General features: G+C 40.1%; 20 protein-coding genes and 2 pseudogenes. 16 read left to right on the forward strand and 6 right to left on the reverse strand.

Features of this window, described 5'->3' with window-relative positions:
* The 6 genes from F1E73_RS01045 to F1E73_RS01070 form a co-directional block, all read left to right on the forward strand.
* A partial coding sequence (locus F1E73_RS01045; protein WP_317132939.1) for an NAD(P)/FAD-dependent oxidoreductase occupies positions 1 to 1,145 on the forward strand: 1,145 nt, incomplete at its 5' end.
* A complete protein-coding gene (locus tag F1E73_RS01050; protein ID WP_150450880.1) occupies positions 1,142 to 1,852 on the forward strand; it encodes a methyltransferase domain-containing protein in 711 nt (236 codons plus the stop codon). The genes F1E73_RS01045 and F1E73_RS01050, both read left to right, overlap by 4 nt.
* 7 nt (positions 1,853 to 1,859) lie before the next feature.
* Entirely contained in the window at positions 1,860 to 2,915 is a 1,056-nt protein-coding gene (locus F1E73_RS01055) for a type III polyketide synthase (protein WP_150450881.1), read from the forward strand.
* A gap of 139 nt (positions 2,916 to 3,054) precedes the next feature.
* Complete coding sequence (locus tag F1E73_RS01060; protein WP_223883326.1) at positions 3,055 to 3,480, forward strand: 3-hydroxyacyl-ACP dehydratase FabZ family protein; 426 nt, start codon at positions 3,055 to 3,057, stop codon at positions 3,478 to 3,480.
* Positions 3,477 to 4,760: a beta-ketoacyl-[acyl-carrier-protein] synthase family protein gene (locus tag F1E73_RS01065; protein ID WP_086476705.1), complete on the forward strand. Its 1,284-nt coding sequence runs from the start codon at positions 3,477 to 3,479 to the stop codon at positions 4,758 to 4,760. Before F1E73_RS01060 ends, F1E73_RS01065 begins: the two co-directional genes overlap by 4 nt.
* The gene (locus F1E73_RS01070; protein ID WP_086476706.1) at positions 4,757 to 5,014 is read left to right on the forward strand and encodes an acyl carrier protein; all 258 of its coding nucleotides are present in this window, start codon (positions 4,757 to 4,759) and stop codon (positions 5,012 to 5,014) included. Before F1E73_RS01065 ends, F1E73_RS01070 begins: the two co-directional genes overlap by 4 nt.
* Positions 5,015 to 5,185: 171 nt before the next feature.
* Here the strand turns inward: F1E73_RS01070 and hpf are convergent, their stop codons facing one another.
* The 4 genes from hpf to F1E73_RS01090 all read right to left on the reverse strand — a co-directional run bounded on the left by hpf (position 5,186) and on the right by F1E73_RS01090 (position 8,596).
* A complete protein-coding gene (hpf, locus tag F1E73_RS01075; protein WP_086476707.1) occupies positions 5,186 to 5,485 on the reverse strand; it encodes a ribosome hibernation-promoting factor, HPF/YfiA family in 300 nt (99 codons plus the stop codon).
* Between the two features lie 109 nt (positions 5,486 to 5,594).
* On the reverse strand, positions 5,595 to 7,145 hold the full coding sequence (locus F1E73_RS01080; protein WP_086476708.1) for a M20/M25/M40 family metallo-hydrolase: 1,551 nt from the start codon (positions 7,143 to 7,145) through the stop codon (positions 5,595 to 5,597).
* Between the two features lie 174 nt (positions 7,146 to 7,319).
* The gene (locus F1E73_RS01085) at positions 7,320 to 7,583 is read right to left on the reverse strand and encodes a hypothetical protein (protein ID WP_150450883.1); all 264 of its coding nucleotides are present in this window, start codon (positions 7,581 to 7,583) and stop codon (positions 7,320 to 7,322) included.
* Complete coding sequence (locus F1E73_RS01090; protein ID WP_086476710.1) at positions 7,580 to 8,596, reverse strand: M4 family metallopeptidase; 1,017 nt, start codon at positions 8,594 to 8,596, stop codon at positions 7,580 to 7,582. Before F1E73_RS01090 ends, F1E73_RS01085 begins: the two co-directional genes overlap by 4 nt.
* 290 nt (positions 8,597 to 8,886) lie before the next feature.
* Between F1E73_RS01090 and F1E73_RS01095 the strand changes: the two genes are divergently transcribed.
* The 4 genes and pseudogenes from F1E73_RS01095 (at position 8,887) to F1E73_RS01110 (ending at position 13,430) form a co-directional block, all read left to right on the forward strand.
* Complete coding sequence (locus F1E73_RS01095) at positions 8,887 to 10,245, forward strand: DEAD/DEAH box helicase (RefSeq protein WP_150450884.1); 1,359 nt, start codon at positions 8,887 to 8,889, stop codon at positions 10,243 to 10,245.
* 44 nt (positions 10,246 to 10,289) lie between these two features.
* Complete coding sequence (locus tag F1E73_RS01100; RefSeq protein ID WP_086476712.1) at positions 10,290 to 10,511, forward strand: VF530 family protein; 222 nt, start codon at positions 10,290 to 10,292, stop codon at positions 10,509 to 10,511.
* A gap of 245 nt (positions 10,512 to 10,756) precedes the next feature.
* A pseudogene (gene lpxD, locus F1E73_RS01105) lies at positions 10,757 to 11,749 on the forward strand (UDP-3-O-(3-hydroxymyristoyl)glucosamine N-acyltransferase).
* Between the two features lie 121 nt (positions 11,750 to 11,870).
* Complete coding sequence (locus F1E73_RS01110; RefSeq protein ID WP_150450885.1) at positions 11,871 to 13,430, forward strand: DEAD/DEAH box helicase; 1,560 nt, start codon at positions 11,871 to 11,873, stop codon at positions 13,428 to 13,430.
* A gap of 386 nt (positions 13,431 to 13,816) precedes the next feature.
* Here F1E73_RS01110 and F1E73_RS01115 read toward each other — a convergent pair.
* Positions 13,817 to 14,530 (reverse strand): annotated as a pseudogene (locus tag F1E73_RS01115) (pirin family protein).
* A gap of 275 nt (positions 14,531 to 14,805) precedes the next feature.
* Here F1E73_RS01115 and F1E73_RS01120 point away from each other — a divergent pair.
* The 4 genes from F1E73_RS01120 to F1E73_RS01135 all read left to right on the forward strand — a co-directional run bounded on the left by F1E73_RS01120 (position 14,806) and on the right by F1E73_RS01135 (position 18,837).
* A complete protein-coding gene (locus tag F1E73_RS01120; protein WP_086476853.1) occupies positions 14,806 to 15,366 on the forward strand; it encodes a LemA family protein in 561 nt (186 codons plus the stop codon).
* Entirely contained in the window at positions 15,366 to 17,063 is a 1,698-nt protein-coding gene (locus tag F1E73_RS01125) for a DUF2207 domain-containing protein (RefSeq protein ID WP_086476715.1), read from the forward strand. The genes F1E73_RS01120 and F1E73_RS01125 overlap by 1 nt, the downstream gene beginning before the upstream one ends.
* Before the next feature lie 91 nt (positions 17,064 to 17,154).
* Positions 17,155 to 18,078: an EamA family transporter gene (locus F1E73_RS01130; RefSeq protein ID WP_086476716.1), complete on the forward strand. Its 924-nt coding sequence runs from the start codon at positions 17,155 to 17,157 to the stop codon at positions 18,076 to 18,078.
* Between the two features lie 330 nt (positions 18,079 to 18,408).
* Positions 18,409 to 18,837 (forward strand): FKBP-type peptidyl-prolyl cis-trans isomerase, encoded by a 429-nt coding sequence (locus F1E73_RS01135; RefSeq protein WP_086476717.1) that lies wholly within the window; start codon positions 18,409 to 18,411, stop codon positions 18,835 to 18,837.
* A gap of 103 nt (positions 18,838 to 18,940) precedes the next feature.
* Here F1E73_RS01135 and F1E73_RS01140 read toward each other — a convergent pair whose 3' ends face one another.
* On the reverse strand, positions 18,941 to 21,844 hold the full coding sequence (locus tag F1E73_RS01140; RefSeq protein WP_150450886.1) for a TonB-dependent receptor: 2,904 nt from the start codon (positions 21,842 to 21,844) through the stop codon (positions 18,941 to 18,943).
* Positions 21,845 to 22,294: 450 nt separating this feature from the next.
* Between F1E73_RS01140 and F1E73_RS01145 the strand changes: the two genes are divergently transcribed.
* Together F1E73_RS01145 and F1E73_RS01150 are read left to right on the forward strand one after the other, a co-directional pair.
* Positions 22,295 to 22,744 carry a cold-shock protein gene (locus tag F1E73_RS01145; RefSeq protein ID WP_150450887.1) on the forward strand — a complete coding sequence of 150 codons (450 nt, stop codon included), beginning with the start codon at positions 22,295 to 22,297 and terminating at the stop codon, positions 22,742 to 22,744.
* 481 nt (positions 22,745 to 23,225) lie between these two features.
* Positions 23,226 to 24,506 (forward strand): serine hydrolase domain-containing protein, encoded by a 1,281-nt coding sequence (locus tag F1E73_RS01150; RefSeq protein ID WP_086476721.1) that lies wholly within the window; start codon positions 23,226 to 23,228, stop codon positions 24,504 to 24,506.
* Positions 24,507 to 24,572 lie beyond the last annotated feature (66 nt).

A 24,572-nucleotide genomic window follows, 5' to 3' on the forward strand; every position in this document is an offset into this window, starting at 1 on the left:
TAATTCTGTATCTTTTTCAGATGGGGAATTATGATGTTATTGTAGTGGGTGGGGGCCTGGCCGGATTAACCGCTGCCCTGCATTTGCAATTAAAAAAGGTTCATGTGGCTGTTTTTGAAAGGCAGAAATACCCCCATCATAAGGTTTGTGGGGAATATCTCTCCAAGGAGGTGGTTCCCTATTTGGAAAGCTTGGGCGTCTGCTTACCCAAGCTTAATAATATTGACCGGATGCTATTGAGTACTGAAAATGGAAGGTCTATTACCACAAAGTTGCCCTTAGGTGGATTGGGAATTAGTAGGGTTCATTTAGATCACGCCCTGTACTCTCAAGCGGTATCAACAGGTGTACCCGTCCTCCAAAGAACTATAACCTCCATTGAATATTCAAATTCCAAATTTACGGTTATGGACTCCAAGGGAGCGCAATACTCTGCTAAGTTTGTGGTGGGGGCTTATGGAAAACGGGATGGGCTAGATAAAAATCTGCAGCGCAGCTTTATTAAAGGGAAATCGCCTTGGCTAGGGGTTAAAGCTCATTATAAATCAACTTCCTTTCCCAGTAATTTAGTAGCCGTTCATAATTTTAGAGGAGGTTATGGTGGGCTATCAAAGACAGAAACCGGAGCAATTAATTTCTGTTATTTGGTTTCGTACGACAGTTTTAAGAGGGAAAAAGATTTGGAGAGCTTTCAGCAGAATGTACTTTGCAAAAACCCGTATTTAAAAGATTTTTTTGAAAGGTCTCAAATGATATTTGATAAACCTATGACCATAGGACAAATTGCATTTGGTAAAAAGAGCGCCATAACCAACCATATTATACTATGTGGTGACACTGCGGGACTAATTCATCCCTTTTGTGGAAACGGGATGGCAATGGCGGTACATAGTGCAAAAATGGCCTCGCAATTGATTCATCGCTACTTTACGGATTCCAATTATAAAAGGCAGGACTTGGAAAAAGATTATACTACCCAATGGCAAGCCACCTTCGGGAAACGATTATGGATGGGAAGACAATTACAGTCCCTTTTACTGAGTCCCGCAATTTTCCAAAGGACCATGCAGTTTTTGAACTATTCTCCTTATATTGTTAGTAAGTTGGTCCAAGCCACCCATGGAAAACAAATAGATACGGTATGAATTTCACCCATCGATTTACAGGAAGGGAACTAATGGACGATCAGACTTTAGATGTGGCCTCTTTAGAAAAAGTATTGCTAGACATCAATAGGGTGAACAAGCTGTTACATGGGACTGCTATAACCCTTAACGCTATACGGAAATTGATTAGGGAATATCCAAAAAGCGCGTATAGCATTATGGATATCGGCTGCGGAGATGGACAAATGCTAAGGGAAGTGGCTAGATTTTATAAGGATACGGGGATAGGCTTAGTCCTGATAGGAGTAGATCTCAATGAAAAGTCGTTGGAAATTGCAAAAAGAAATTCGTTGGATTATCCCAACATCTCCTATATAAATCAGAATGTGCTGTTAATGAAAGAGGAGGAGATGCAAGCAGATATTGTTTTGTGCACCCTTACCATGCACCATTTTAATAACCAAGAGATTCCAATATTTCTTAAGAAGACTTTGGGGTTGGCCCGGGTTGGGGTGGTGATAAACGATTTACAAAGAAGCAGAATCGCTTATCAGCTGTTTAGGTTGTATAGTGTAATTTTCATGACAACCGAGGTTGCAAAGCACGATGGACTAGTTTCCATAAAAAGCGCTTTTACCAGATCTGAATTACGGAAATATGCCAGACAGCTCCCAACGGCACAGCATAATTTAAGTTGGAAATGGGCCTTCAGGTATCTTTGGGTAATCCGATTAAAAAGAGAATAACCGATCCATGATTCACACAAGAATAGTAACCGTCACCAAGGAAACCCCTGCTTTTAGTAGGGCTACGAAGGAAATATTACCTCTTGTTGAAAATTGGTTGAGCGGTCAGCCGGACCGGTATAGACGAAAAGTAATAAAAATATTTGAGGGAGCAGCCGTAGATAAACGGTATAGTATAATGAGTCCAGAGGACGTCTTTACTGCCACCTCCTTCGAGAAAAAGAATGATATTTATGTGCGCGAGGTAAAAAAACTAGGGAGTAGGGTACTTTCAAATGCGCTTGAAAAAAGTAACTGGGAGGCTCAAAGCTTGGATTACATCATAACGGTTAGTTGCACCGGGATTATGATTCCTTCCCTAGATGCTTATTTAATTAATTCACTATCACTCAGAAAAGATGTGGTGCGGTTGCCAGTAACGGAAATGGGTTGCGCTGCTGGCATTTCTGGATTAATCTATGCCAATAACTTTTTGAAAGCGAATCCTGGTAAAAGGGCCGCCGTGGTAGCTGTGGAGAGTCCCACCGCCACTTTCCAACTTTCGGATTATTCCATGGCAAATATGGTTAGTGCTGCCATTTTTGGGGATGGAGCAGCCTGTGTATTGTTATCCTCCGATGAGGATGCTGTGGGACCCAAAATTATAGGGGAGGGGATGTACCATTTTAAGGATACTACCCAACTGATGGGGTTCCACTTAAGCAATCATGGTTTAAAGATGATTTTGGACCCTGGGGTTCCCGGAACCATCGCGACCCATTTTCCAGCTATAATCCATCCTTTCCTTGCCAAATTTGGAACTAATATTGAAGCGATAGATCATTTAATTTTTCATCCTGGAGGGAAGAAAATAGTGGAAACAGTAGAACAGTTATTTGGGGAAATGGGGAAAAACTTGGACGATACTAGGGAGACGCTACGCTTATACGGCAATATGAGTAGCGCAACAGTCCTCTACGTTTTAGAGCGATTTATGGATAAAAATATATCCAAGGGAGAACAAGGGCTTATGTTGAGTTTTGGTCCTGGATTCTCTGCGCAACGGATACTATTAGAGTGGTAGATTACTCAATTAATAATCCCTAATACTGGAGGAGAGAGGTACTTTTAATTACCCTTAAGTCCAATATTCTGAACAAAACAGACTAACCGGATATGAAATTAACGATTCAATTGTGCCTATGGATGTACATCATATTTTAATGAAACTCCCATACGAAGCTCCCTTTTTATTTGTCGATTCAATTATGGAGATTAATGAACAATCTGTTAAGGGAAGCTACACCTTTAAGGAAAACGAATATTTCTATAAAGGACATTTTAGCGGGAATCCGGTAACCCCAGGGGTAATATTAACAGAGTGTTGCGCCCAAATAGGATTGGTAGCATTGGGGATCTATTTGCTAGACGAGGAAAATTATAATTTAACCCACCCACAAATAGCCATGAGTGGTAGCGAAATGAAATTTTTCTTGCCAGTATACCCTTTGGAAAAGGTAATAGTGAGCTCTCAAAAATTATACTTCCGATTCCAGAAATTAAAATGCTCCGTAAAAATGTATAATTCCGAAGGCGATCTAGTCTGTAGTGGAACTTTGTCCGGAATGTTTAAAAATAATATGCAATGAAGACTAGGGTAGTAGTTTCGGGATTAGGGGTTTGCGCGCCCAATGGAATTGGACTCACCAATTTCACAAACAGCCTTGCTTTGGGGAAGAGTGGTATTACCTTCCACCAAGAATTGGCAGATTTGGGCTTTGGATGCCAAATTGCCGGCAAGCCAGCAATTAAAGAGGAACATATGAATGCTTACTTTACACCCCTACAACGCAAAGGGTTAAATAGCAGCGGGTTGGTTTATGGGGTAATCGCTGGGATGGATGCTTGGGCAGATGCAGGGCTAAAGTCCACCGCCAAAGACCATCCAGACTGGGATAGCGGAATTGTATTTGGCACTGGGATACTGGGGACCAATAAGTTTAGGGAGGCCATACATCTTATAGACAATAAACAAACCCGCAGATTGGGAAGTACCTCGGTAATGCAGACCATGGCCAGCGGTATAAGCGCCCAATTAGGAGGGGTACTGGGGTTAGGGAACCAGGTAACCACAAATTCCTCTGCCTGCGCCACTGGAACGGAGGCTATTATTTTGGGCATGGAACGGATTAGGGCAGGAAAAGCCAAAAGGATGTTAGTGGGTAGTTGTAGTGATAGCGGTCCTTATATTTGGGGAGGATTTGATGCTATGCGCATCCTTCCAGTGCGTTACAACGATAATCCGGAACGGGGCAGTAGACCAATGAGTGCCTCTGCAGCTGGCTTTGTACCTGGGAGCGGGGCAGGGGCATTGGTCCTAGAGTCCTTGGAGGACGCTCTGGCTAGGGGGGCAAAAATATATGCCGAACTCCTGGGCGGTGTCGTAAATAGTGGCGGACAAAGGGGAGGTGGAAGTATGACCGCTCCCAATAGTGAGGCAGTACAACGCTGTATTTTAACCGCTTTGGAAGATGCTGATATTGGCAAAAACGAGGTAGATGTAATAAATGGACATCTTACAGCAACCGCTAAGGACGTAGAAGAAATTAGCAATTGGAGTAAGGCCTTGGGGCGAAGTGGGAAGGATTTCCCCTTTATCAATACTACTAAGGGGCTAGTGGGTCATTGCCTGGCGGCTTCGGGAAGTGTGGAAGCCGTTGCTAGTATATTGCAGTTCAAGGAAAAGCTGGTGTTTGGCAATATAAATTGTAGTGACCTAAATCCAGCAATTTTAGAAATTGTGGATGCATCCAAAATCCCCTTACAAACCTTTTCGTATAATCCCCATATTATTGCAAAAGCCAGTTTTGGTTTTGGGGACGTTAATGCCTGCATTATCTTTAAAGCATATAAACCAGACCAACCATGAACAATAAAACCCATTATGAAAGGCTGAAAAAAATTATCGAGGATTATTTACCCGAAGATGTAGCTACCTCAGAAATTAAGGAAAACAGTAATTTTATAACAGAACTAAATATTAATTCGGCCAATTTGGTAGATATTGTCCTTGATGTAGAAGATGCTTATGGGATTACTTTTGAAAATGAGGATATGGCCCGGATGGAAACTGTTAAAGATGCCCTTAGGATTCTGACTCAAAAAATATCGGACAAAGAATAATCATTTTTAAAATTAAGAGTGACGCTATTAGTCTTTCTTCTGACGAAATCTGTTGGGGAGGAGACTGGATACGAGAGTATCTATTGGTTTTTATTTGTAGCAATTAGATGAAAAAAACACCCCGAAAACTCATTTTTGGTTTTCGGGGTGTTCTTAGGAAAGTTCTTTATACTAATGTGTTTTCATTTTTCCCTTCCTTTTTTGCAATTGCCTTTCCAAGTCATCAATGGATTCAGCAATAGACATCTCAAACTTTTCGTTGTTGGATTCTGCAAACAATAACGGTCCTGGGGCACTTAGTTTAACACTACAAATAAACCCCTTATTTGAGGCGGAATTTTCTTTTTTGAAGAACACATCGGCACGAACTATAAAATCATATTTGTCTTCTAATTTCTCTAGTCTTTTTGTTACCATCTCCTCTAAGCGAGCACTGGCTTTTACATCAACATACTCAAAATTGATATTCATATATATCTAGTTTAATAATTAGTTTCACTTAATTTATTAATCTCTAATTCTCAAACATTAATATAGTACTTATTTTCATCAAACCCAAGAAAAAAAGACTTCTATGCTTTTACAATCCTCCCTTTCTGTTAGGGGCACGTGGTGTTGGCCAAGATCTCTGTATTCCAGTCTTAAAATCTGTTGGAAGTACAATTTTTTCCTTAGAGGTGGTATTGGGATCCTCACTTGCCATATAGGTCAAAATTGCTGTTAGAATTACGTTGTTCCTAACATCGTCAAAAACAATTTTATCATAGGTATCCAAATTGGTATGCCAAGTATAATTCCAATATGCCCAGTTTAAAGCGGTTAAGTTAAAGGCAGGTGCACCTGCTGCAATAAACGATGCATTATCCGAACCACCTGTGGCAGGACTTCCTGGGAAATTAGTCTCAATATGTCCAGTGATTTCTTCGGGTACGGCAGATAACCAGTTAGATATGAAATCATAGGAATGTAAAAATCCCGCTCCGTTAATATTCACTACTCTTCCCGTACCGTTGTCCTGGTTAAAAACGGCCTGAATATTATTGACAATCTCAGGATGGTCCTCTACAAATGCTCTAGACCCGTTTAAACCTTGCTCTTCGCTGCCCCATAGGCCTACAAGGATGGTTCTCTTAGGATTGGGATAATATTTCTTTAGGATTCTGGCAGCTTCCATCATTACTAAAACACCCGTACCATTATCCGTTGCACCAGTACCACCATCCCAAGAATCGAAATGTGCCGATAGAATTACGTACTCTTCAGGCTTTTCAGTTCCTTTAATAGTAGCAATGGTATTAAAACTGGGCATCATTCCTAAGTCTTTGGATTGAGCAACAATTTTTAATTGAGGTTTACTACCGTGTTCTACCAAGCGGTATAGCATGGTATAATCTTCCAAGGAAATATCTACCGTGGGAATTTTTTTGGTGCTAGCGCTAAAAATCTTATTGGCCCCAAATCCCCTAGACCAGTAGGAGGTAACAATTCCTATGGCACCTGCTTCTTCCAAAACCGTAGGTAGGGTACGTCTGTTATGACCAATACGCCTCATGTTTTCTGCCCACTCTTCTCTTTGTAGTTGGCGCTTTTCCTTCATTTTTTCAAAAGACTCTTCCGTTGCAAATTCCTCCCAGTTATAATCTGGGCGCCCGGTAAGTTCCTTCATATTAATCATTACTAGCTTTCCTTTTACATTGGGTAGCCAAGCTTCAAATTGTGCAGCATTTTCCACCATGGGTAAGGTTATTAATTCGCCAGTAACTCCTCTCTTACCCGTGCTTGGACTCCAGGCTAACTGGGTTCCGTTTAAGCTTTGTATTCTAGGGTGAACCATATCTATATGGGTTATACCACGGTCCCATCCACGCCATTCTCCCCACTGTTCATTTTCGGCGGGAATTCCCCATTCCTTGTATTTTTCTACTGCCCAATCTCCAGCCTGCTGCATCTGTGGTGTTCCTACCAATCGAGGACCAATAACATCTAGCATTTCATGCGCCAACAACTCCAATTGCGAGTTTTCATTGGCCTCCTTTACCATCTGTTGGATAATTTCCTTGTCTACTTGAGCGAAAGTAAGTTGACCTATGGCAAGGCCAACCACCGTAATAAATAATTTAATTCTCTTCATTTTTAAGGTATTAATTGATTTTGAGTTACTAATAAAAAAATACCGGTTGAAATTAGGGATCAATAGGCATTCGAAAAAAGTCGATTCTTAAGAAAATCCTCACACAACAATGCTACCTAACAACATTTGCTCCCTTGGGAACAGGGTTAGAAAGGTCTTTATATACCGTGCAGTTTATTTTTTAATAATCGAATTGATAAACATACGAACTTCTTTAGGAATATTAAACTCATCAAACTCAAAATTATATACCCTATCCTGGTCCGTTAGTTCTAGATGGTAAGTAAGTGCATCTCTGGCGTTGGTGTTTCTTTTGGGAGATGTCTTTTGTAGGTGGTGAATCAATTGGGATTTTTCCTTATTATCCATCCTATGTTCCCCCTGGTAAGTCTTTGGGATACCGACAAAGCCACCTTCTATAGTCATTTTGTATTTCATACTGTAAGGGGAATTATACCCACCGCGGAAAAGCTTTCCATAATGGCGGTAGAGGCAGTGTTGCACACCTTTTCCTCTTTCATTAATTGATTTGCAACCTCCGTAATTACCCCCAACATATCTTGAAAATTGGCAGTACGCCAAAGTTTACGTAAGGTACTAAACCATATTAGGGAACAGTCATCAATGCCTATGGCCATACAGCTTAAATAAAACGCCTTGTTTGGGATTCCAGAGTTAATATGCACCCCATAATTATCGGAAGCTCCTGTATAATAGTTATCCATATGATTAGGCTGACTATCAAATTGGTTGGCTGTGCCAGGAGCTTTCATGGATCGTATTGCTTTTCCGGGAAAATCCCTGCCTACCACTGTATCCCCAATAAGCCAATCTGCCTCGGTGATGTCTTGTGCATAAAAACGTTGTTTTATAATAGTTGCAAAAACATCGGAAAAATGCTCGTTCAGGGCGCCAGACTGTCCCTTGTATTCCAAATTCCCTAAAAATTGGGTTATACCATGGGTGAGTTCATGGGCAACCACATCTATACCAGCTGCAAAATTGGAGAATTGTACCCCATCGCCATCACCGTAAGTAATTTCATCTCCATCCCAAAATGCATTGTTATAATCCTTACCATAATGTACATTGGACCGAATGGCCATGCCTTTTCCATCTATAGAATTTAACATAAAGGCTTCCTTAAAATAATCCCTTACATAACCAGAATAATCATAGGCGTAGTTAGTTGTTTTATCCGCTACTGGGGCTTCTCCCTCACTTCGCGAAATTTTCACCTGTTGCCGATATTCATTTAAACAATCGTAAACAAACCGCTCTCCAGCGCCTTCCAAATCTATTCGTTGAAGAAGGTTGTTAATGGCCAGGTTTCTGCTTAGGGCAATCCGTTGAGTTTCCAAAAGGGTCTTCTTGCAACTGCTGCTGCCCCGCTTGGCTAATTGTTCCAAGATATAGGGGGGAACAATGCTGCATTTAAATTTTTGGCACATAAGATGCTGGATTAAAGGTTATAGCTACAATTTACCAACATTTTTTCACCTACATATAATTTTCCTTACCAATTAACCTTTATTATTGCTCTAGAGGCTTTACTACTAGATAAGTACTTGGGTTTAAAGACATGCTTACTTGGGAGTTTTATAGTTTTAGGGAATAAAACTGCAAACTAGCTGCTAATTAGTTGGTGGATATAGGGTGGAAGGTGGGTTTTTGCAGGATTATTGGTATTATAGGAATAATGTGGTTAAATTTAGTTTTACCTTTGGCCAAAATATAAGAAATGACCACTTTTCAGGATTTAAATCTATCAAAACAAATATTGTACGGAATTGAGGATTTGGGATTTGATTCCCCAACCCCCATTCAAGAACAATCATTTTCGGTAATCCGATCCGGAAAAGACATGGTAGGAATAGCCCAGACAGGGACTGGTAAGACCTTGGCCTATATCCTCCCAATCCTACAAGAATTAAAATTCTCCAAGCAAATAAATCCCCGTGTTTTAATTTTAGTGCCCACAAGAGAGCTGGTAGTTCAAGTGGTAGAGAATATAAACTCTTTTGCCACCTATACGAGTAGTAGGGTATGTGGAATTTATGGAGGAGCCAATATAAATACACAGCGACAAGCGGTAGCCCAGGGTTGCGATATTTTAGTGGCCACTCCCGGACGGTTGTACGATCTTTGTTTAGACCGGACGGTTAAGTTGCGAGATGTGAAAAAGCTGGTGATAGACGAGGTAGATGTTATGTTAGACCTTGGCTTCCGATTTCAGATTACCAATATTTTGGAATTGCTTCCCTCAAAAAGGCAAAATATTATGTTCTCGGCTACCATGACAGAGGATGTAGCCAAGCTTATAGAGGACTTCTTTATCAGTCCGGTTAAGGTATCCATCGCCATTAGCGGTACTCCCTTGGCCAATATTGATCAGACTTCCTATGCCGTTGAAAATTTTTACACCAAAATAAACTTATTGTGTTATTTATTAAAGGACAAGACGCTATATAACAAGGTTTTGATTTTTATTTCAAGCAAAAGAAGTGCCGACCGATTATATGAAGCAATGAATGAGGTGTTTGGTGCTGAAATTGATGTGATACACTCTAATAAGACCCAGAATTATAGGTTGCGTTCCATTGATCGGTTTGATGAAGGGCAGAATAGGATTTTAATCTCTACGGACATTATGGCTAGGGGAATAGACCTATATAGAGTGAGTCACGTCATTAACTTTGACACCCCAAAGTTTCCTGAAAATTACATTCACCGAATTGGAAGAACCGGAAGGGCCAAGCAAAAAGGGAAATCCATCTTATTGTTTACAGAGATGGAAGAGGATTTTAAATCCAGTATAGAAGCTTTAATGGATTTTTCAATTCCCGTACTAGAGTTCCCTAAGGAAGTAGAAATTTCCGAAAAATTGGCTCCTGAAGAACGTCCTATAGATATGGAACTTGCCAAGGCCAACAGAGCTGCCAACGACCAAGAAGGTGGGGGTGCCTTTCATGAGAAATTGGAAAAGAATCAAAAGGTTAATTTGGGAGGATCCTACAAACGAACTATAGCTAGAAAATATAAAAAACCTCTGACTAGGGGGGATAAGAACGCGGCCAAAAGAAACAAAAACAGAAGGTAGTCTGTGCTTCCCTTTAGGTAAAATAGTCATAAAATAACAACCCCATGAGTAGTAACGATCCATTGCATGGAAAAACATTAGCGGTGATCCTAGAATCCCTCGTAGATCACTACGGATGGGAAGCCTTGGGAACCAAGATAAATATTAGATGTTTTAATCACGACCCTTCCATTAAGTCTAGTCTTACCTTTTTGAGAAGAACACCTTGGGCGCGACAAAAGGTAGAGCAACTTTACCTAAAAACCGTTAAGAGTCAGCATCCCTGATTAAAAGACTGCATATCTTAATGCAAGCGAGTGGAAAATGTCGATTTTCGGCTACTCCTTCCATGCAACTTATTTAAGTAACGGGATAAATAAAACGAGCCGTTCTATATGTTGATATTGTGATTTCTAGGAGGGTATTTCAAGTAAACTCATCCCTAATTGTTTATTATATTATCAACTATAGGCCTATATTAAAAAATTCCTATTTACTTACAGCCCTAATATTATTTCAACCAAAATATATAATGAAAACACTTAGAGTAGAAGAAATTTGCCAATTATTAGGAGGAGAGCTTCAGGGAAGCTATGACAAACCCATAACTGGCGCAGAACAATTAGAACGTGCCCAAAGTTAACAAATCACTTTTATAAGTACCGCCAAATATGCCCGAATCTGGGAAAGTTCGCAGGCTAGCGCAGCCATTGTAGGTGAAAACATATCTATATTCCCCGGAGAAAATAGAGCTTTTATCAGGGTGGGAAATCCGGACTTGGCAATGGCTAAATTATTGGAGTCCTTGGAGCCTGAGGGCCCTTTGTTGGAAGATGAAATTCATCCTATGGCATCGGTTCACCCCACTGCTGTTCTTGGTAATGGATGTAAGGTTGGTGCAGGATGTTATATAGGTAAAAACGTAAGCTTGGGAGATGGGGTGATTTTGTACCCCAACGTTTCTGTCTTTGACGATTCTACCATCGGAGACCATACGGTAATTTGGTCTGGAACGGTAGTCAGGGAACGTAGTGTAATTGGTGCCCATTGTATTTTTCACAACAACGTGAGTATTGGTGCAGATGGTTTTGGCTATAGACCTAGTGAAGACGGTAGGGGATTGGTTAAAGTACCACAAATTGGAAATGTGATTTTTGGAAATTACGTAGAAATTGGAGCTAACTCCTGTGTAGATAGAGGGAAGTTTAGTGCAACTATCATTGGAGACGGATGTAAAATAGATAATTTGGTGCAGATTGCCCACAACTGTATTTTGGGTAGATCTTGTATCATGGCCGGGAATAGTGGCCTTGCAGGCTCTGTAACTTTGGGGGATGGGGTAATTATAGGAGGCAGTGCTTCAATAAAAGACCATACCACTATAAACGCAGGTGCAGTAGTAGGTGCCGGATCTGGTGTAATGAATGATGTATCTTCCGGGAAAACTGTTTTGGGGTACCCAGCAACGGACGCTAGGGAAATGTTAAAGCAATGGGCAACCTTGAGAAAACTGACTAGGAACTAAATATAAAAACCTGAATTTAATTTAATTTTAAGATAATAGCGCTTATTTTTTTGAGAAATCATTCGTTAAACACCCCTTAAAGTGCGTAGTTTTGCAACGCTATAATTAAGAAAAGGAAATTATGTCGGAGATTTCGATTGCAGATGCTATTGTTGATAAAAAAACAGATAAGGAATTATACAGTTACCAAAAAGGGGCGATAGATAAGATTTTTGATAAATTTGAAACTGCTCCTGATGATTATCATCTTTTATATCAGTTACCAACCGGCGGTGGAAAGACCGTTATTTTCTCTGAAATTGTTAGGCAATACCTTAAGCACCATCAAAAGAAGGTGTTAATTATGACCCACCGTCTGGAACTTTGCAGGCAAACCTCCAATATGTTGGATAGTTTTGGGGTTACCAATAAGGTGGTAGACAGTAAGGCTAATTTGGACGACCAAGATCAGTATAGCTGTTTTGTGGCCATGGTGGAAACCTTAAATAATAGGCTTCAGGACGATAAATTGGATATTTCCGATGTAGGTCTTGTAATTATTGATGAGGCGCACTATAATTCCTTCACCAAACTATTTAAGTTCTTTGAGAGCTCCTTTATTTTAGGGGTAACGGCAACCCCCTTGAGTTCCAATAAGAACTTGCCAATGAAGAATAACTATGATGAGTTGATTGTTGGGGAAAGTATTCAATCCTTGATAGATAACGAGTTCTTGGCCAAGGCAGAGTTCTATTCATACAATATGGGACTAACTTCTTTGGAAGTTGGTTCTAATGGGGACTATACCGTAAAATCATCCGAGGATCTGTACAACAACAGTCAGATGCTGGGGAAACTTTTGGAGGCGTATGAAAAGCATTCCAAAGGAAAGAAAACATTGATTTTTAACAACGGTATTAATACCTCGTTACACGTATATGAAACCTTTAGGGCGGCAGGATTACCTATTGCCCATTTGGATAATACAGCTACCAAAAAACAACGAAAACAAATTTTAAAGTGGTTTAAAAACACGCCTGATGCCATTTTAACCTCGGTAAGTATATTGACCACAGGTTTTGATGAACCTACGATAGATACCATTATATTGAACAGGGCAACCAAATCGCTTACCCTGTATTATCAAATGATAGGTAGGGGTTCTAGGATATTGCAAAATAAATCTACCTTCTCGGTAATAGATTTAGGAAACAATTACCACCGTTTTGGACCTTGGGGAGCAGATTTGGACTGGCAAGCTATCTTTACCGCACCAAACTTCTATTGGGATAGGATTATTAGTGATGAAGAGCTGGAAAGTACTTTTAAATGGGAAATGCCAGAGGCATTGCGCGCAGAGTTTGCTAATACAGAGGACGTTTATTTCGATATTAAGGAAACCTATGTAAACTCGGTAAAGAATGGAGAATCGTCCAAAGTAGTATTGGAGCGTTCCATAGAGCAACATGCCAGAATATGCGTAGAAAATAGTGAGGACGTTTATGACGCCCTTGGCCTGGCCAAAATGTTAGGACCCGATATAGAGGATAGAATACAACGGTATGCCAAATGTATTAGTAAAAGTACCTTTAACTTCCTTAAGTGGCTGAAGGACGATTACCGCAAAAAATTGCATTCGTACATACGTCAGAATTTCGACACTATTTATGAAGACATTCACGGGTACCCTCCCGAAGACTAATTTTAGAAATTGTAAGTAATATAATAATGGGGCTCATCCTCATTTAATATAAACCCTCGCCATAACGGTGAGGGTTTTTTATTGGTTTTAGGCGTGAAAAACTCAACCTTATTTTAATAAATAGGAGTCAAGGACCAGCCAATAGCCCCACCTAATTATAGGGGAGAACTTCCGGGGATAAGGGATGTCCATAAATTCAATCCTACCAATTAGCGTGCCTTCCGTTCTCTGGGTGGTCTAAATATTATCGGTGGTTATTGTCCGGTGCCTTATGAACCCGATTTTAGGGAGTTGATGAACCAATTTTTTTGTGCCCCATAAAGTGCTACTATACAGCGGGTATCCCCCCCTGCACTTCCTTAGTATCTAAAATTAGACAGGATATCCTAATTAGACATTGGCACCTCCATTAAAAGGACCTTACTGGGGGCTGTTGCGGTAATATTAATTTTTTCCACCTCCATAATACCAAGTCCGTCCCTTCTTTCCAATGGTAAGTCCTCCACTAATATTGCCCCCTCCAATACAAATAAATATACTCCGTTATCTCTTTTGTTTAAAGTATAGGTAGTGCTTTTATCCTTCTCAAAATTTCCCATACTAAACCAGGCATCTTGATGTATTCAAACCCCTTGATCTTTTGGGTTTGGAGATAAAATCTGATAGAATTCATTCTCAACGGCCAGGTCACTAATCTTAATTTGATCGTACCTGGGAGTTACGTTGGGGGAATGGGGAAGTACCCATATCTGTAAAAACTGTACCTCCTCAGTTTGGCTAGCGTTGTATTCGCTGTGGTATACTCCTGTCCCTGCACTCAATACCTGAATATCGCCCTCTCTTATAAGGGTGGTATTGCCCATACTGTCCTTATGTTCCAAATCTCCTTTAAGAGGAATGGAGATGATTTCCATGTTTTTGTGAGGGTGCTCACCAAAGCCTTGTCCGGCCGCTACCTTGTCATCATTTAACACCCTTAGCATTCCAAAATTCATTCGATCTTGGTCATAATAGTTGGCAAAACTAAACGTGTGGTAAGAATTTAACCAGCCATGGTTGGCATGGCCTCTGCTAGACGCTTTATGTACTACTGTTTTCATACTTCATAAAATTTAACAGGACAAAACTACAACTAGAATAATTAATCCCCTCGCCGGTTGATAAGTAATGGCTTTAATATCAGTATTGAAAATGGATTGCAATGCCTACAAAATAGCATATCTCTTTATATCATTATAGACTACTAATCCATTAGTTTCAAATTCTAGGTCATTCCAAGAAACTTGTAAATCATCTATTTATAAAAATTAGGTTGAATGGCCAAGTATTCAAAAATTTGGGTAAATTAGCTACATACGTAAAAAAAAACCAACCTATGACTACCATTATTATTTTATTGATTTTTATTGTCCTATTAGCCTTTTTCTTGGTTCATGTTTACAATAAGTTTGTCCGATTTAGAAATTTAGTGAAGGATGCATGGAGCAATATAGATGTTGCTTTGAAACGTCGTTACGATTTAATTCCCAATTTAGTAGAAACGGTTAAAGGCTATGCCTCCCATGAGAAGTCTACCTTTGATGCCGTTATCCAAGCGCGTAATGAGGCACTAGCAGTGCCTGCGGGAGACATCAATACCCAAATAAAGGCCGAACAACAATTGAAACGCAGTTTAGGCGGAATTTTTGCTTTAGTGGAAGCCTATCCAGATCTAAAGGCAAATACCAATTTTTTGGATTTACAAGAAAAGTTAAATCATATAGAGGAGAATTTAGAACGTGCCAGAAGGTATTATAACGGTACCGTCCGAGAGAACAATACGTATGGCGAGAGTTTTCCGGGCGTTTTAGTGGCCGGTATGTTTAATTACCAGAAATATGATTATTACGAGGTAGAAGAAGAAGCTAGAGGTAATGTAAAAGTAAGCTTTCAATAATGGTCTATAGGATTGTACTACTCTTAGCGTTCTTGTGTTGGTCTTTTGGCCATGCTCAGGGCTTTACCGTAAATAATTTTAAGGTAGATATCACCATCCATAAAGAGGGATATTTTGACGTGGTAGAAAATTACGATGTAAATTTTGAGGAGCCCAAGCACGGGATCTACAGAACCATCCAAACCTTATATGAAGTACAAGATTCCACTGGGGCCATTTCCAAAAGAAGAATACAAATTAAAGATATAGAAGTTCCTAATCACAAGTTTGATATTCCCTTCAATTTTATGCAGAAATATCAAGAGAATCTAGATATCAAGATAGGGGATAAAGACATTACGCTCTTGGGGCCACAGCATTACGAAATTAGGTACAGGGTATACAATGCATTCATTTTTGACGAAGCAAATATTCAATTTTATTGGAATATTAAGCCCGATGGATGGGACGCCAATTTCAATCAGATCAGTTTTACTATTAACGTTCCCCAAGATGTGTATTTAAGTAAGGAAAACACCTTCTTATATTCTGGGAAAACAGGAACTACTGGGGTGAGTACTGATTTTCAGACCTATTTTACAAATAGCCAATTTTCTGGTAGCAGCAAATTGGGATCTATTTCTTATCCTGGACAAAGCGTTACCGTATTGATTAAAATGCCCGTTGGAGCCATTGCCGAATATAAGCCGTGGTGGCCATTTTGGACCAATTACGGCTATGTCTTTCCAGTAGGTATGATGATAGTAGCCTTTTTTTGGGTGTGGCGCATCTTTGGCAGAGATGAGCGGGTAATTGCTACAACTACCTATTACCCTCCCGATAATATAGATCCGGCCATGGCAGGATTTCTTATTAACGATAGGGAAGATTATTCAGATTTAATTGCGCTGTTCCCTTATTGGGGTATGAAAGGACTAATTAGGATAGAAGAGATTTCCAAAAAAGGCATTTTTGGATCCAAGGATACCAAAATAATAAAATTAAAGCCCTTGCCAGCGGATGCCACTGTGTATGAACGAGAAATATTTAACGGATTGTTCACTGATACAACCACCAAGGAAGAAAAGGATGAAGTATTGATAAGTAGCCTTAAAAACAGCTTTTATACAAAAATGAACAGTGCAAAGGAGTTACTCAACGAAAAGGCCCAACCATTTTATGAGGGAGAGTCCAAAAAGGTGCAGGGCATACTTTATGTGGTATTAATATTATTGGCCCTAGCACTCACTGCGATTGGATTGTTTGTATGGGGTTTTATGGGAGCGGCGGCTATGATAATCACTTGTTTGGTGCTGATTTATCTTAATAAGTATATGATTAAGAAAAATGACAAGGGAAATAGGCTTCTATCCGAATTAAAAGGGTTTAAGCGGTTTGTAAAAGTAGCTGAAGAAAACAAGTTAAAGATGTTGTTGGAAGAGGATCCCCATTATTTTGAAAGCACCATGGGGTACGCATTGGCATTCGGTATGTTTTCTAGATGGGCCAAAAAATTTGATGCTTTAAATTTACCTCCCCCAAATTGGTATATTGGCCAAAGTGGAATGAGTATGCACGGATTCTCCAAATCCTTTTCCAGTTCTATGTCTCAGGCGCAATCCAATATGGTAAGCATTCCTTCCAGTTCGGGAGGGGGTTCTTCCGGTGGCGGTTCTTCCGGTGGGGGATTTGGCGGTGGCGGTGGTGGCAGTTGGTAATATTGTCCAAAACTAAGCTTAGAATAAGGACTTGGTTATAGGTTCTTATGGTTACCTTTGCTGCTTCTTTTAAACAGCATCTATTATTGTAATGACTAAAACCAAGCACCCCTTTATGGTTATATTGGCATTCTTTGCCATCTATGTAATTTGGGGTTCCACCTATTTATTCAATAAAATCGCGGTACAGGAATTACCCCCTTTTATGCTGGCCTCGGTGCGATTTACCGTAGCTGGCCTCCTGATATTTCTGCTATGTAAGATATTGGGAATTCCACTGACCATAACTAGAAAGCAGTTGAAAAACTGTATTATAGCGGGATTCCTATTTTTATCGGTAGGTAATGGTTTTGTAGTGTGGTCCTTGCAATATGTAGATAGTGGATTGGCAGCCTTGGAGATTGCAGCCCAACCCTTAGTAGTCTTGTTATTGATGCGTATTTTACAGGGTAAAAAAATTATGCCCATGTCCCTCTTGGGGGTGGCTTTAGGGATATTGGGTATTTTCCTTCTTGTAAGCCAAAATCAGATAGTAAGTAACGAGAATACCTTAGTGGGAATGGCCATGATATTTATGTGTATGTTAAGTTGGGCTTTTTCCAGTCTATTTGTAGCCAGAGCAGACCTCCCTACCAATTACTTTGTGAATACAGGCTTTCAGATGTTCTCTGGAGGGATAATTTTAATGATTGGAAGTCTAGTTATTGGTGAGCCATGGAGTCTACCTTCCCAATGGAGTAGTACTGTGCTATATTCCTTGGGATTCTTAATACTATTTGGCAGTATTCTGGCCTTTACGGCTTTTAATTACCTGCTAAAGATCGTTTCCCCAGAAAAAGTGGCCACCTCCACCTATGTAAATCCTATCATTGCCCTGCTTTTGGGGTGGTTGTATTTGGAGGAGCAAATAACTACACAGTCGGCCATTGCGGCCCTTGTTTTATTAACCGGAGTCTATTTTATTAATACCAAGAAGAAATTAGTGCTGTTTAGTCGGTTTTCCTCTAAAAATTAATATTCTTAGGCAAACTCTCTTGATATTGCATCAGCCATCCATAAAAAACTCGCATTTAAAGCTGTTTATCTTTTTAGGATTATTCTAAATTCCAAATCCCTTGAATATGAGTAGATAGGAGAAAAGGTACTGATTTTCAATTTTTTCCAAAAACAAGCGATATGTAATACATTGCTATTTGGGTGAAAAATTAACAAATCCATAGCAATTATCTTAGAATGGTATTGGTTTCTAAATTCTTAGATATTTCCCCCCGCAGCTTTGCCCAAGGCATTTAAGAACCTATAAGTTTGCATATTATTAATTGAATTATTATTACAATTTTTGGTTATGAGTAAAGTAAAAGCGAACGATACGGTAAAGGTACATTACACTGGTAAGTTGAGCGACGGGACAGTTTTTGATAGTTCTTTGGAAAGGGAACCCATTAATGTCACCTTGGGTCAAGGAAGTCTTATCCCAGGATTTGAAAAGGGGTTGATAGATATGGCCCCCAACGAGAAGAAAACCATCACTATCCCCAAAGAAGAAGCGTATGGTGAAGTTAGAAAAGATATGTTCCACCCTGTAAAGAAAGAGGAATTACCTGCAGACGTAAAACCTGAGGTAGGTATGGGCCTAGTAGCTACTAGTCCAGACGGTGTGGAAAACCAATTAAGGGTAGCTGAAGTGCATGAAGATCACATCATCATTGATGCTAATCACCCATTGGCTGGTCAAGATTTAACTTTTGAGTTAGAACTTGTTAGCATAGGATAATCAATCTATAATACGTATTAGTACGTATTGCAATATAGTATAGGATTTAAAGAGAAGAGGCCACTTATTTAAGTGGCCTCTTCTTTTATGGAGTTGATTTAAACTAATTAAGAGTAAAATTCAATCTGGCAAATAGGAATCTACCGCCTATTCCAAATTGTTGTGCTCTTCTAGACCAATCAAATCGGCCGTCACTCCTATTGCCAAACTCTTCTTTGGCCCTGTCCGGGTATACATCAAATAGGTTATTGGCACCAAGTGTTAGGGTGATAGATTCTGTGGCCTTGTAGCCTACAGAAAGATCAGTTACTAACTTTTCACTAAATACTTGCTGATTGGCCACCGTGGTGGTTGCTTCCGTTACCTCCCCGAAATACACATTCCTTAGGAAGATTACAAACTTATCGGAGGTAAGGCTGTTGGAGAGGTTAAACTTGGTTCGGGGAACCGCTTCCTCTAAATACACCCTACTATCCTCAGGGAAATAGGTGCCTACCAAGCCCGCATCACTCAAAATTTTGGAAGCATTGATTGGCCCTACTTGTTTAGTTTTTGAAAAGGTACCTGCAAGGTCGGATTTCAACTTCCAATTGGCGCCCAAATTGGTATCATGGGTTACCACTATATCCAATCCTTTAGATTCCGTATCAATTGCGTTGGCAAAGAAAGAAGCTGCAGTGGCATTTGCTTGTCGCAATAAGTTGAACAATTCCAGTTGTGCACCGGAATAGGTTGCAGGAACGCCACCGCTCCCTGTACCCACATCGGCCGTAGGGGCAAACTGCCCTGTATAAACCACGCGGTCATCTATAGATACAAAGTAGCCGTCTACGGTTACCGTAATCTTGGCATCCGGGAATTTAGCGGTTAGTCCAAGACTTATACTTTGGGACGTTTCCTCCTTTAGCTGAGGAATTCCCAAAAGCTTAGCCGCCCTACTGTCATTGGCAAAGGTTCCCACTTCCTGAGGATTACCCTCATTGTCAAAAATAGTGGAGGTGGAGTTAAAGTTAATTTGGTGTAAGGAGGGGGCTCTGAATCCCGTATTTAATGCACCTCGAATATTTAGGTTATCGGTAGCTTTATATCTCCCGGCCAATTTAAAATTAATCGTGGAGCCAAAATCGCTGTAATTCTCATATCGGGTCGCAAAACTAGCAAGAAATGCCTCGGAGAAGTCGGCCTCCACATCAAAATACCCAGCAACACTACTGCGCTCCCTAGATAATTCGTTTTGAGGAGCAAATCCGGGGAATACCTGGGATCCACCTGGTCTGGAATTTCCAAAGAAATCTTTTGAAGGCTGTTGGGAAGCTAGGGTAATTCGTTGACCATCGGCGGTATATTGCGAGTAAGAAGCTTCCTCCCCAGCTATAATGTCGTAATTTTCTACCCTGTATTCCGCTCCAAAGGCGATATTGAGGCCAGACATGACATCGTCAAAAAATTGGGTGATGTCTAAATTGGAGGTGTTTTGTGCGAATGAGAATCCACCAGCATCAAACAGGGTAGGGGAAGCATTCTGCAGCGAGGCATTAAAGGTATTCCCAATGGTGTATAAAAAGGCATTTTTACCATAGGTGTTGCTTAAGTCCACATTCCAGTCCCCAATCATTCCTTTTATTCCTAGGGAAAACGATTGGTCTTTAATATGTGAGTTTATCTCTGGTAAAAACCCGTTAATATAGGCAGGGGTAAAGGTTCTACTCTGATTGGGCAGCCTGTAAAATCCGGCAGAATTTCCGGTTCTAGCGCTAATTCCTGCAAATGAGTACAATTCAGTACCATTGTTATCTAAAGGCATGGAGAAGTTTGCAAATAAACGGCCCCCTCGTAACGAGGATTGACCAACTCTCATATTAAAATCACTTCTTTGCAAACCTCTGGCAGCTAGTTCGGCAGTGGTTGCATCGGCACTCAATACAGTTCTCAATTCTTCTTTGGTGGTGGCACCGTTTCTATTGATACCTGCCTGATCTGCATACTGAATTACATCGTTTACATCGTCGTCCAATAACTTAGTAATATCATAGCCATCGGCATTGGCCACCCGTTCTACCGTATTATACAGGTTAAAGATTTCTCCTTCCCATTCTTTCATCCTGCTGTACTCTTTTCGCACGTCAAAATCTCCAGAAAGGGTTATAAAACCACCATTATCTCCCAATGGTATTCCATAGCTGGCGGCCACATTGGTAGTTTCGCCATCTACCCCTCCAGTTTGGTCATTAGCCTCTTTGGTGAAATTAGCCCCAGTAGTTACAGTGGTGGTAAGTTCGTTCACATTTTTATTCAGGATGATATTGATAACCCCAGCAATTGCATCAGAACCATATTGTGCTGCTGCTCCATCGCGCAATACCTCTATACGCTGAATGGCCGCTGCAGGGATAGCATTTAAATCCGTACCAACACTTCCACGACCAAAAGTACCGTTCACGTTAATTAAGGAAGAGGTGTGTCTTCTTTTGCCATTGATAAGCACTAAAACTTGATCCGGGCCCAAGCCTCTTAGGGAGGCAGGGTCTATATGGTCTGTACCATCGGATATGGTTTGTGTATTGGAGGTGAATGAAGGGGCAACATAATTTAATATCTGATTTAAATTTACCTGGGGTGCCACATTATTCAGCTCTTTCATAGAGATTACGTCTACTGGGACCGTACTTTCTGTAGCCGTCCTATTGGGATTCCTAGATCCTACAATAATTACCTCAGATAGAGCTACCCCAGAGGTTAATGTAATATTCATTACGGACTGGCTAACCCTAACCTCCTTAGTTTCATAGCCTATATAAGAAACCTTAAGAAGGTCTCCAATAGCAGCTTCTATGGTGAAATTACCATCAAAATCGGTGGTTGCACCTATGGTGGTACCAACAATTACAATGGATGCACCTGGTAGCGGCCCTCCACCCTCTTCGGTAACCGTTCCAGTGACCTGGGCATTGGTTAGGCCAATTGCCCCCATAACAAATGCAATCAAAACTAAATAGTGCTTTTTCATACTTGGTGGTTTTTAGTTATTAATGCTAGAAGTTAAGAATTTTAGATGACAATCAATATGTTAGGATGTTAATTTGGTGAAATTGCTTCTCGGGAAAAGTGTAAAAAGCACATGGGAGAGGGCATATAAAACTTATTTACTTATTAAAATAAGAGGAGCTTCATACGATGAATATTTTTGATAAAAATGAATGGTAATTTCAATTTTGCTGAAAATTTAGAGTAAATTTAGTTTAGAAATTTTGGATAAAGTAAAAATACATTTATTCAACTTCATAAATTGAAATACATAGCTTATCTTTGTAAAAGTCACATGAGTAGAGGTAGGTTTATAAAACCTAATTATTACTTGGAATGGTCTTTACAAGGGCCATGGGAAAAGCGAAATATCGATTGGTGTTTTTTAGACGACTACCCTCATGGAATATTATATTAACAATTAAATCAAGGAATGGCAAAATCGCAACAAACGTATAATAAAAGCGAAAAAGAAAAAAAGCGTTTAAAGAAGAGAGAAGAAAAGCAAAAGAGGAAATTGGCCAGAAAGGCGGAGGCTAAAGAAAATCCAGGAATTCAATTTGCCTATGTAGACCATGATGGCAATTTAACTGATACGCCACCAGATCCATCTGAAAAGGTAGAGATTGATGCTTCTACCATAGAAATAGGGATTCCAAAGAAGGAAGAGGGAGATGAGGAATTTGATCCGGTAAGAAACGGGAAAGTGTCCTTTTTTGATCACTCTAAAGGATTCGGATTTATTATCGATTCTGAAAATAACGAAAAGTACTTTACCCATATTAGCGGTATTATTGACGAAATAACGGAAAACGACAAGGTATCCTTCGAATTAGAAAAAGGGATGAAGGGAATGAACGCGGTCCGAGTAAAGAAGATTTAATTTTCGAAATTTATACTTCAACATATTAGTACCATCGGAATAGCATATAAATTACATCAAAATGTAGTTTTAGTGTTATTCCGATTTTTTTTTGGGAAGGTTACTAAATTAAACGGTTTGTCATTCTAGTATTTAGCCAACTAGCCAGCCTTCCTTTCTGCAATACCTGCTCTCTCTCTCTCTCTCTCTCGCTCTCTAAATAGAGGTTTTACATTTTTTAAATAAACATAAAGAGGCTTATTATTACGCTTTGAGTTGAATCTACCGTTGAATTTTAACTCATTAAATGACAGCATCTTTTTATACTGTATTCTACACTTCTTACTTTCAGAAAACTGCCTTATACCTTTTATAACGAATTGGTGGGGCAAAGGGTTATTTTTCACATTCTTAGGGCTTCTATTGTGCATACTCCCAAATAACTTTTATCTTTTGTCTCACTTTATGATTACCTGAAATAACCGCTAAATATTGAGACATTATGAAGAAATTATTCAACTTAAATGTATTATTAATATTCCTGCTATGGGTGTCTTTTGGACAGACCCAAAATCTTGCTTCTTCCCTCCCAGAAGAAGTAGGGATGTCTACCCAGAGGTTAAACCTACTTTCCACGGTGATGGAGCAGTATGTAAAAGATGGGAAAATGGCAGGGAATGTTACCTTGGTCGCCAGGAAAGGCAAGATTGTTTATCATAAGGCCTTTGGACATGCCGATATAGAGGCTGATAGGGAAATGAAAACGGATGCTATTTTTAGAATTGCATCCCAAACCAAGGCAATCGTTAGTGTGGCCATTATGATTCTTCAGGAGGAGGGAAAACTTTTAATTGCCGATCCTATTGGTAATTATTTACCTGAATGGAAATCGACTACCGTGGCACAGAAAACCGATAATGGAGGGTATGAGCTTGTACCCGCCAAAAGAGAAATTACTATTAGAGATCTGCTTACACATACTGCGGGGATTGGATACGGACATGGTTTAGCGAAAGAGCAATGGAAAGCTGCAGAAATCCAAAACTGGTATTTTGCCGACAGGGACGAACCCATTTCAGCAACGGTTGCCCGCATGGCCAAATTACCCATGGATGCCCAACCGGGAGAACGGTTTGTATATGGATATAGCACTGATATTCTAGGGGTGATTGTTGAAAAGGTTTCTGGACAGTCCCTAGATCAATTTCTTAAAGACCGTATTTTAGACCCTTTAGGAATGGCGGACACCTATTTTTACCTACCTGAAAACAAGGAAGATAAATTGGCTACCTCCTATATGGCACATAGTGGTAAAGCTTTAGAACGAGCACCAAACCCTGGGCTGGGGGTGGGGCAGGGGCATTATGTAAAAGGGCCACGGAAAAGTTTTTCTGGTGGAGCAGGGCTCCTCTCAACCTCCTTGGATTATGCTAAATTCTTGCAGATGATGCTCAACGACGGAGCCTATAATGGCAAACAAATCTTATCCCCTAAGACTGTAGAATTAATGATTTCGGATCACGTGGTATCTAGAGATATTCCCTATTCTGGTAGAAGTGGAACCGGATTTGGCCTTGGGTTTTCCATTACTAAGGATATTGGAATGCGTGGAGAACCGGGTTCCGTAGGAACTTTTGAATGGGGCGGTGCGTATGGATCCACTTATTGGGTAGATCCCGTGGAGGAATTGGTTGTGGTGTACTTTAAACAACTTATCCCTACTAATGGGGTGGATGATCACGCCAAATTGAGAAACCTAGTATATCAGGCAATTGTAGAATAAGTTGTTAGCTGCGTCAAATATAGTATGGATTGGATACGAAAATTAGATCGTACGCATAACCTTAAT

This window comes from Arenibacter lacus (assembly GCF_008711145.1).
Lineage (GTDB): Bacteria > Bacteroidota > Bacteroidia > Flavobacteriales > Flavobacteriaceae > Arenibacter > Arenibacter amylolyticus.

Excerpts from the sequence above, each read along its gene's own strand:
- F1E73_RS01050 (WP_150450880.1), top strand. The coding sequence starts at position 1,142 with ATGAATTTCACCCATCGATTTACAGGAAGGGAACTAATGGACGATCAG.
- F1E73_RS01055 (WP_150450881.1), top strand. The coding sequence starts at position 1,860 with ATGATTCACACAAGAATAGTAACCGTCACCAAGGAAACCCCTGCTTTT.
- F1E73_RS01060 (WP_223883326.1), top strand. The coding sequence starts at position 3,055 with ATGAAACTCCCATACGAAGCTCCCTTTTTATTTGTCGATTCAATTATG.
- F1E73_RS01065 (WP_086476705.1), top strand. The coding sequence starts at position 3,477 with ATGAAGACTAGGGTAGTAGTTTCGGGATTAGGGGTTTGCGCGCCCAAT.
- F1E73_RS01070 (WP_086476706.1), top strand. The coding sequence starts at position 4,757 with ATGAACAATAAAACCCATTATGAAAGGCTGAAAAAAATTATCGAGGAT.
- hpf (WP_086476707.1), bottom strand. The coding sequence starts at position 5,485 with ATGAATATCAATTTTGAGTATGTTGATGTAAAAGCCAGTGCTCGCTTA.
- F1E73_RS01080 (WP_086476708.1), bottom strand. The coding sequence starts at position 7,145 with ATGAAGAGAATTAAATTATTTATTACGGTGGTTGGCCTTGCCATAGGT.
- F1E73_RS01085 (WP_150450883.1), bottom strand. The coding sequence starts at position 7,583 with ATGAAATACAAAATGACTATAGAAGGTGGCTTTGTCGGTATCCCAAAG.
- F1E73_RS01090 (WP_086476710.1), bottom strand. The coding sequence starts at position 8,596 with ATGTGCCAAAAATTTAAATGCAGCATTGTTCCCCCCTATATCTTGGAA.
- F1E73_RS01095 (WP_150450884.1), top strand. The coding sequence starts at position 8,887 with ATGACCACTTTTCAGGATTTAAATCTATCAAAACAAATATTGTACGGA.
- F1E73_RS01100 (WP_086476712.1), top strand. The coding sequence starts at position 10,290 with ATGAGTAGTAACGATCCATTGCATGGAAAAACATTAGCGGTGATCCTA.
- F1E73_RS01110 (WP_150450885.1), top strand. The coding sequence starts at position 11,871 with ATGTCGGAGATTTCGATTGCAGATGCTATTGTTGATAAAAAAACAGAT.
- F1E73_RS01120 (WP_086476853.1), top strand. The coding sequence starts at position 14,806 with ATGACTACCATTATTATTTTATTGATTTTTATTGTCCTATTAGCCTTT.
- F1E73_RS01125 (WP_086476715.1), top strand. The coding sequence starts at position 15,366 with ATGGTCTATAGGATTGTACTACTCTTAGCGTTCTTGTGTTGGTCTTTT.
- F1E73_RS01130 (WP_086476716.1), top strand. The coding sequence starts at position 17,155 with ATGACTAAAACCAAGCACCCCTTTATGGTTATATTGGCATTCTTTGCC.
- F1E73_RS01135 (WP_086476717.1), top strand. The coding sequence starts at position 18,409 with ATGAGTAAAGTAAAAGCGAACGATACGGTAAAGGTACATTACACTGGT.
- F1E73_RS01140 (WP_150450886.1), bottom strand. The coding sequence starts at position 21,844 with ATGAAAAAGCACTATTTAGTTTTGATTGCATTTGTTATGGGGGCAATT.
- F1E73_RS01145 (WP_150450887.1), top strand. The coding sequence starts at position 22,295 with ATGGCAAAATCGCAACAAACGTATAATAAAAGCGAAAAAGAAAAAAAG.
- F1E73_RS01150 (WP_086476721.1), top strand. The coding sequence starts at position 23,226 with ATGAAGAAATTATTCAACTTAAATGTATTATTAATATTCCTGCTATGG.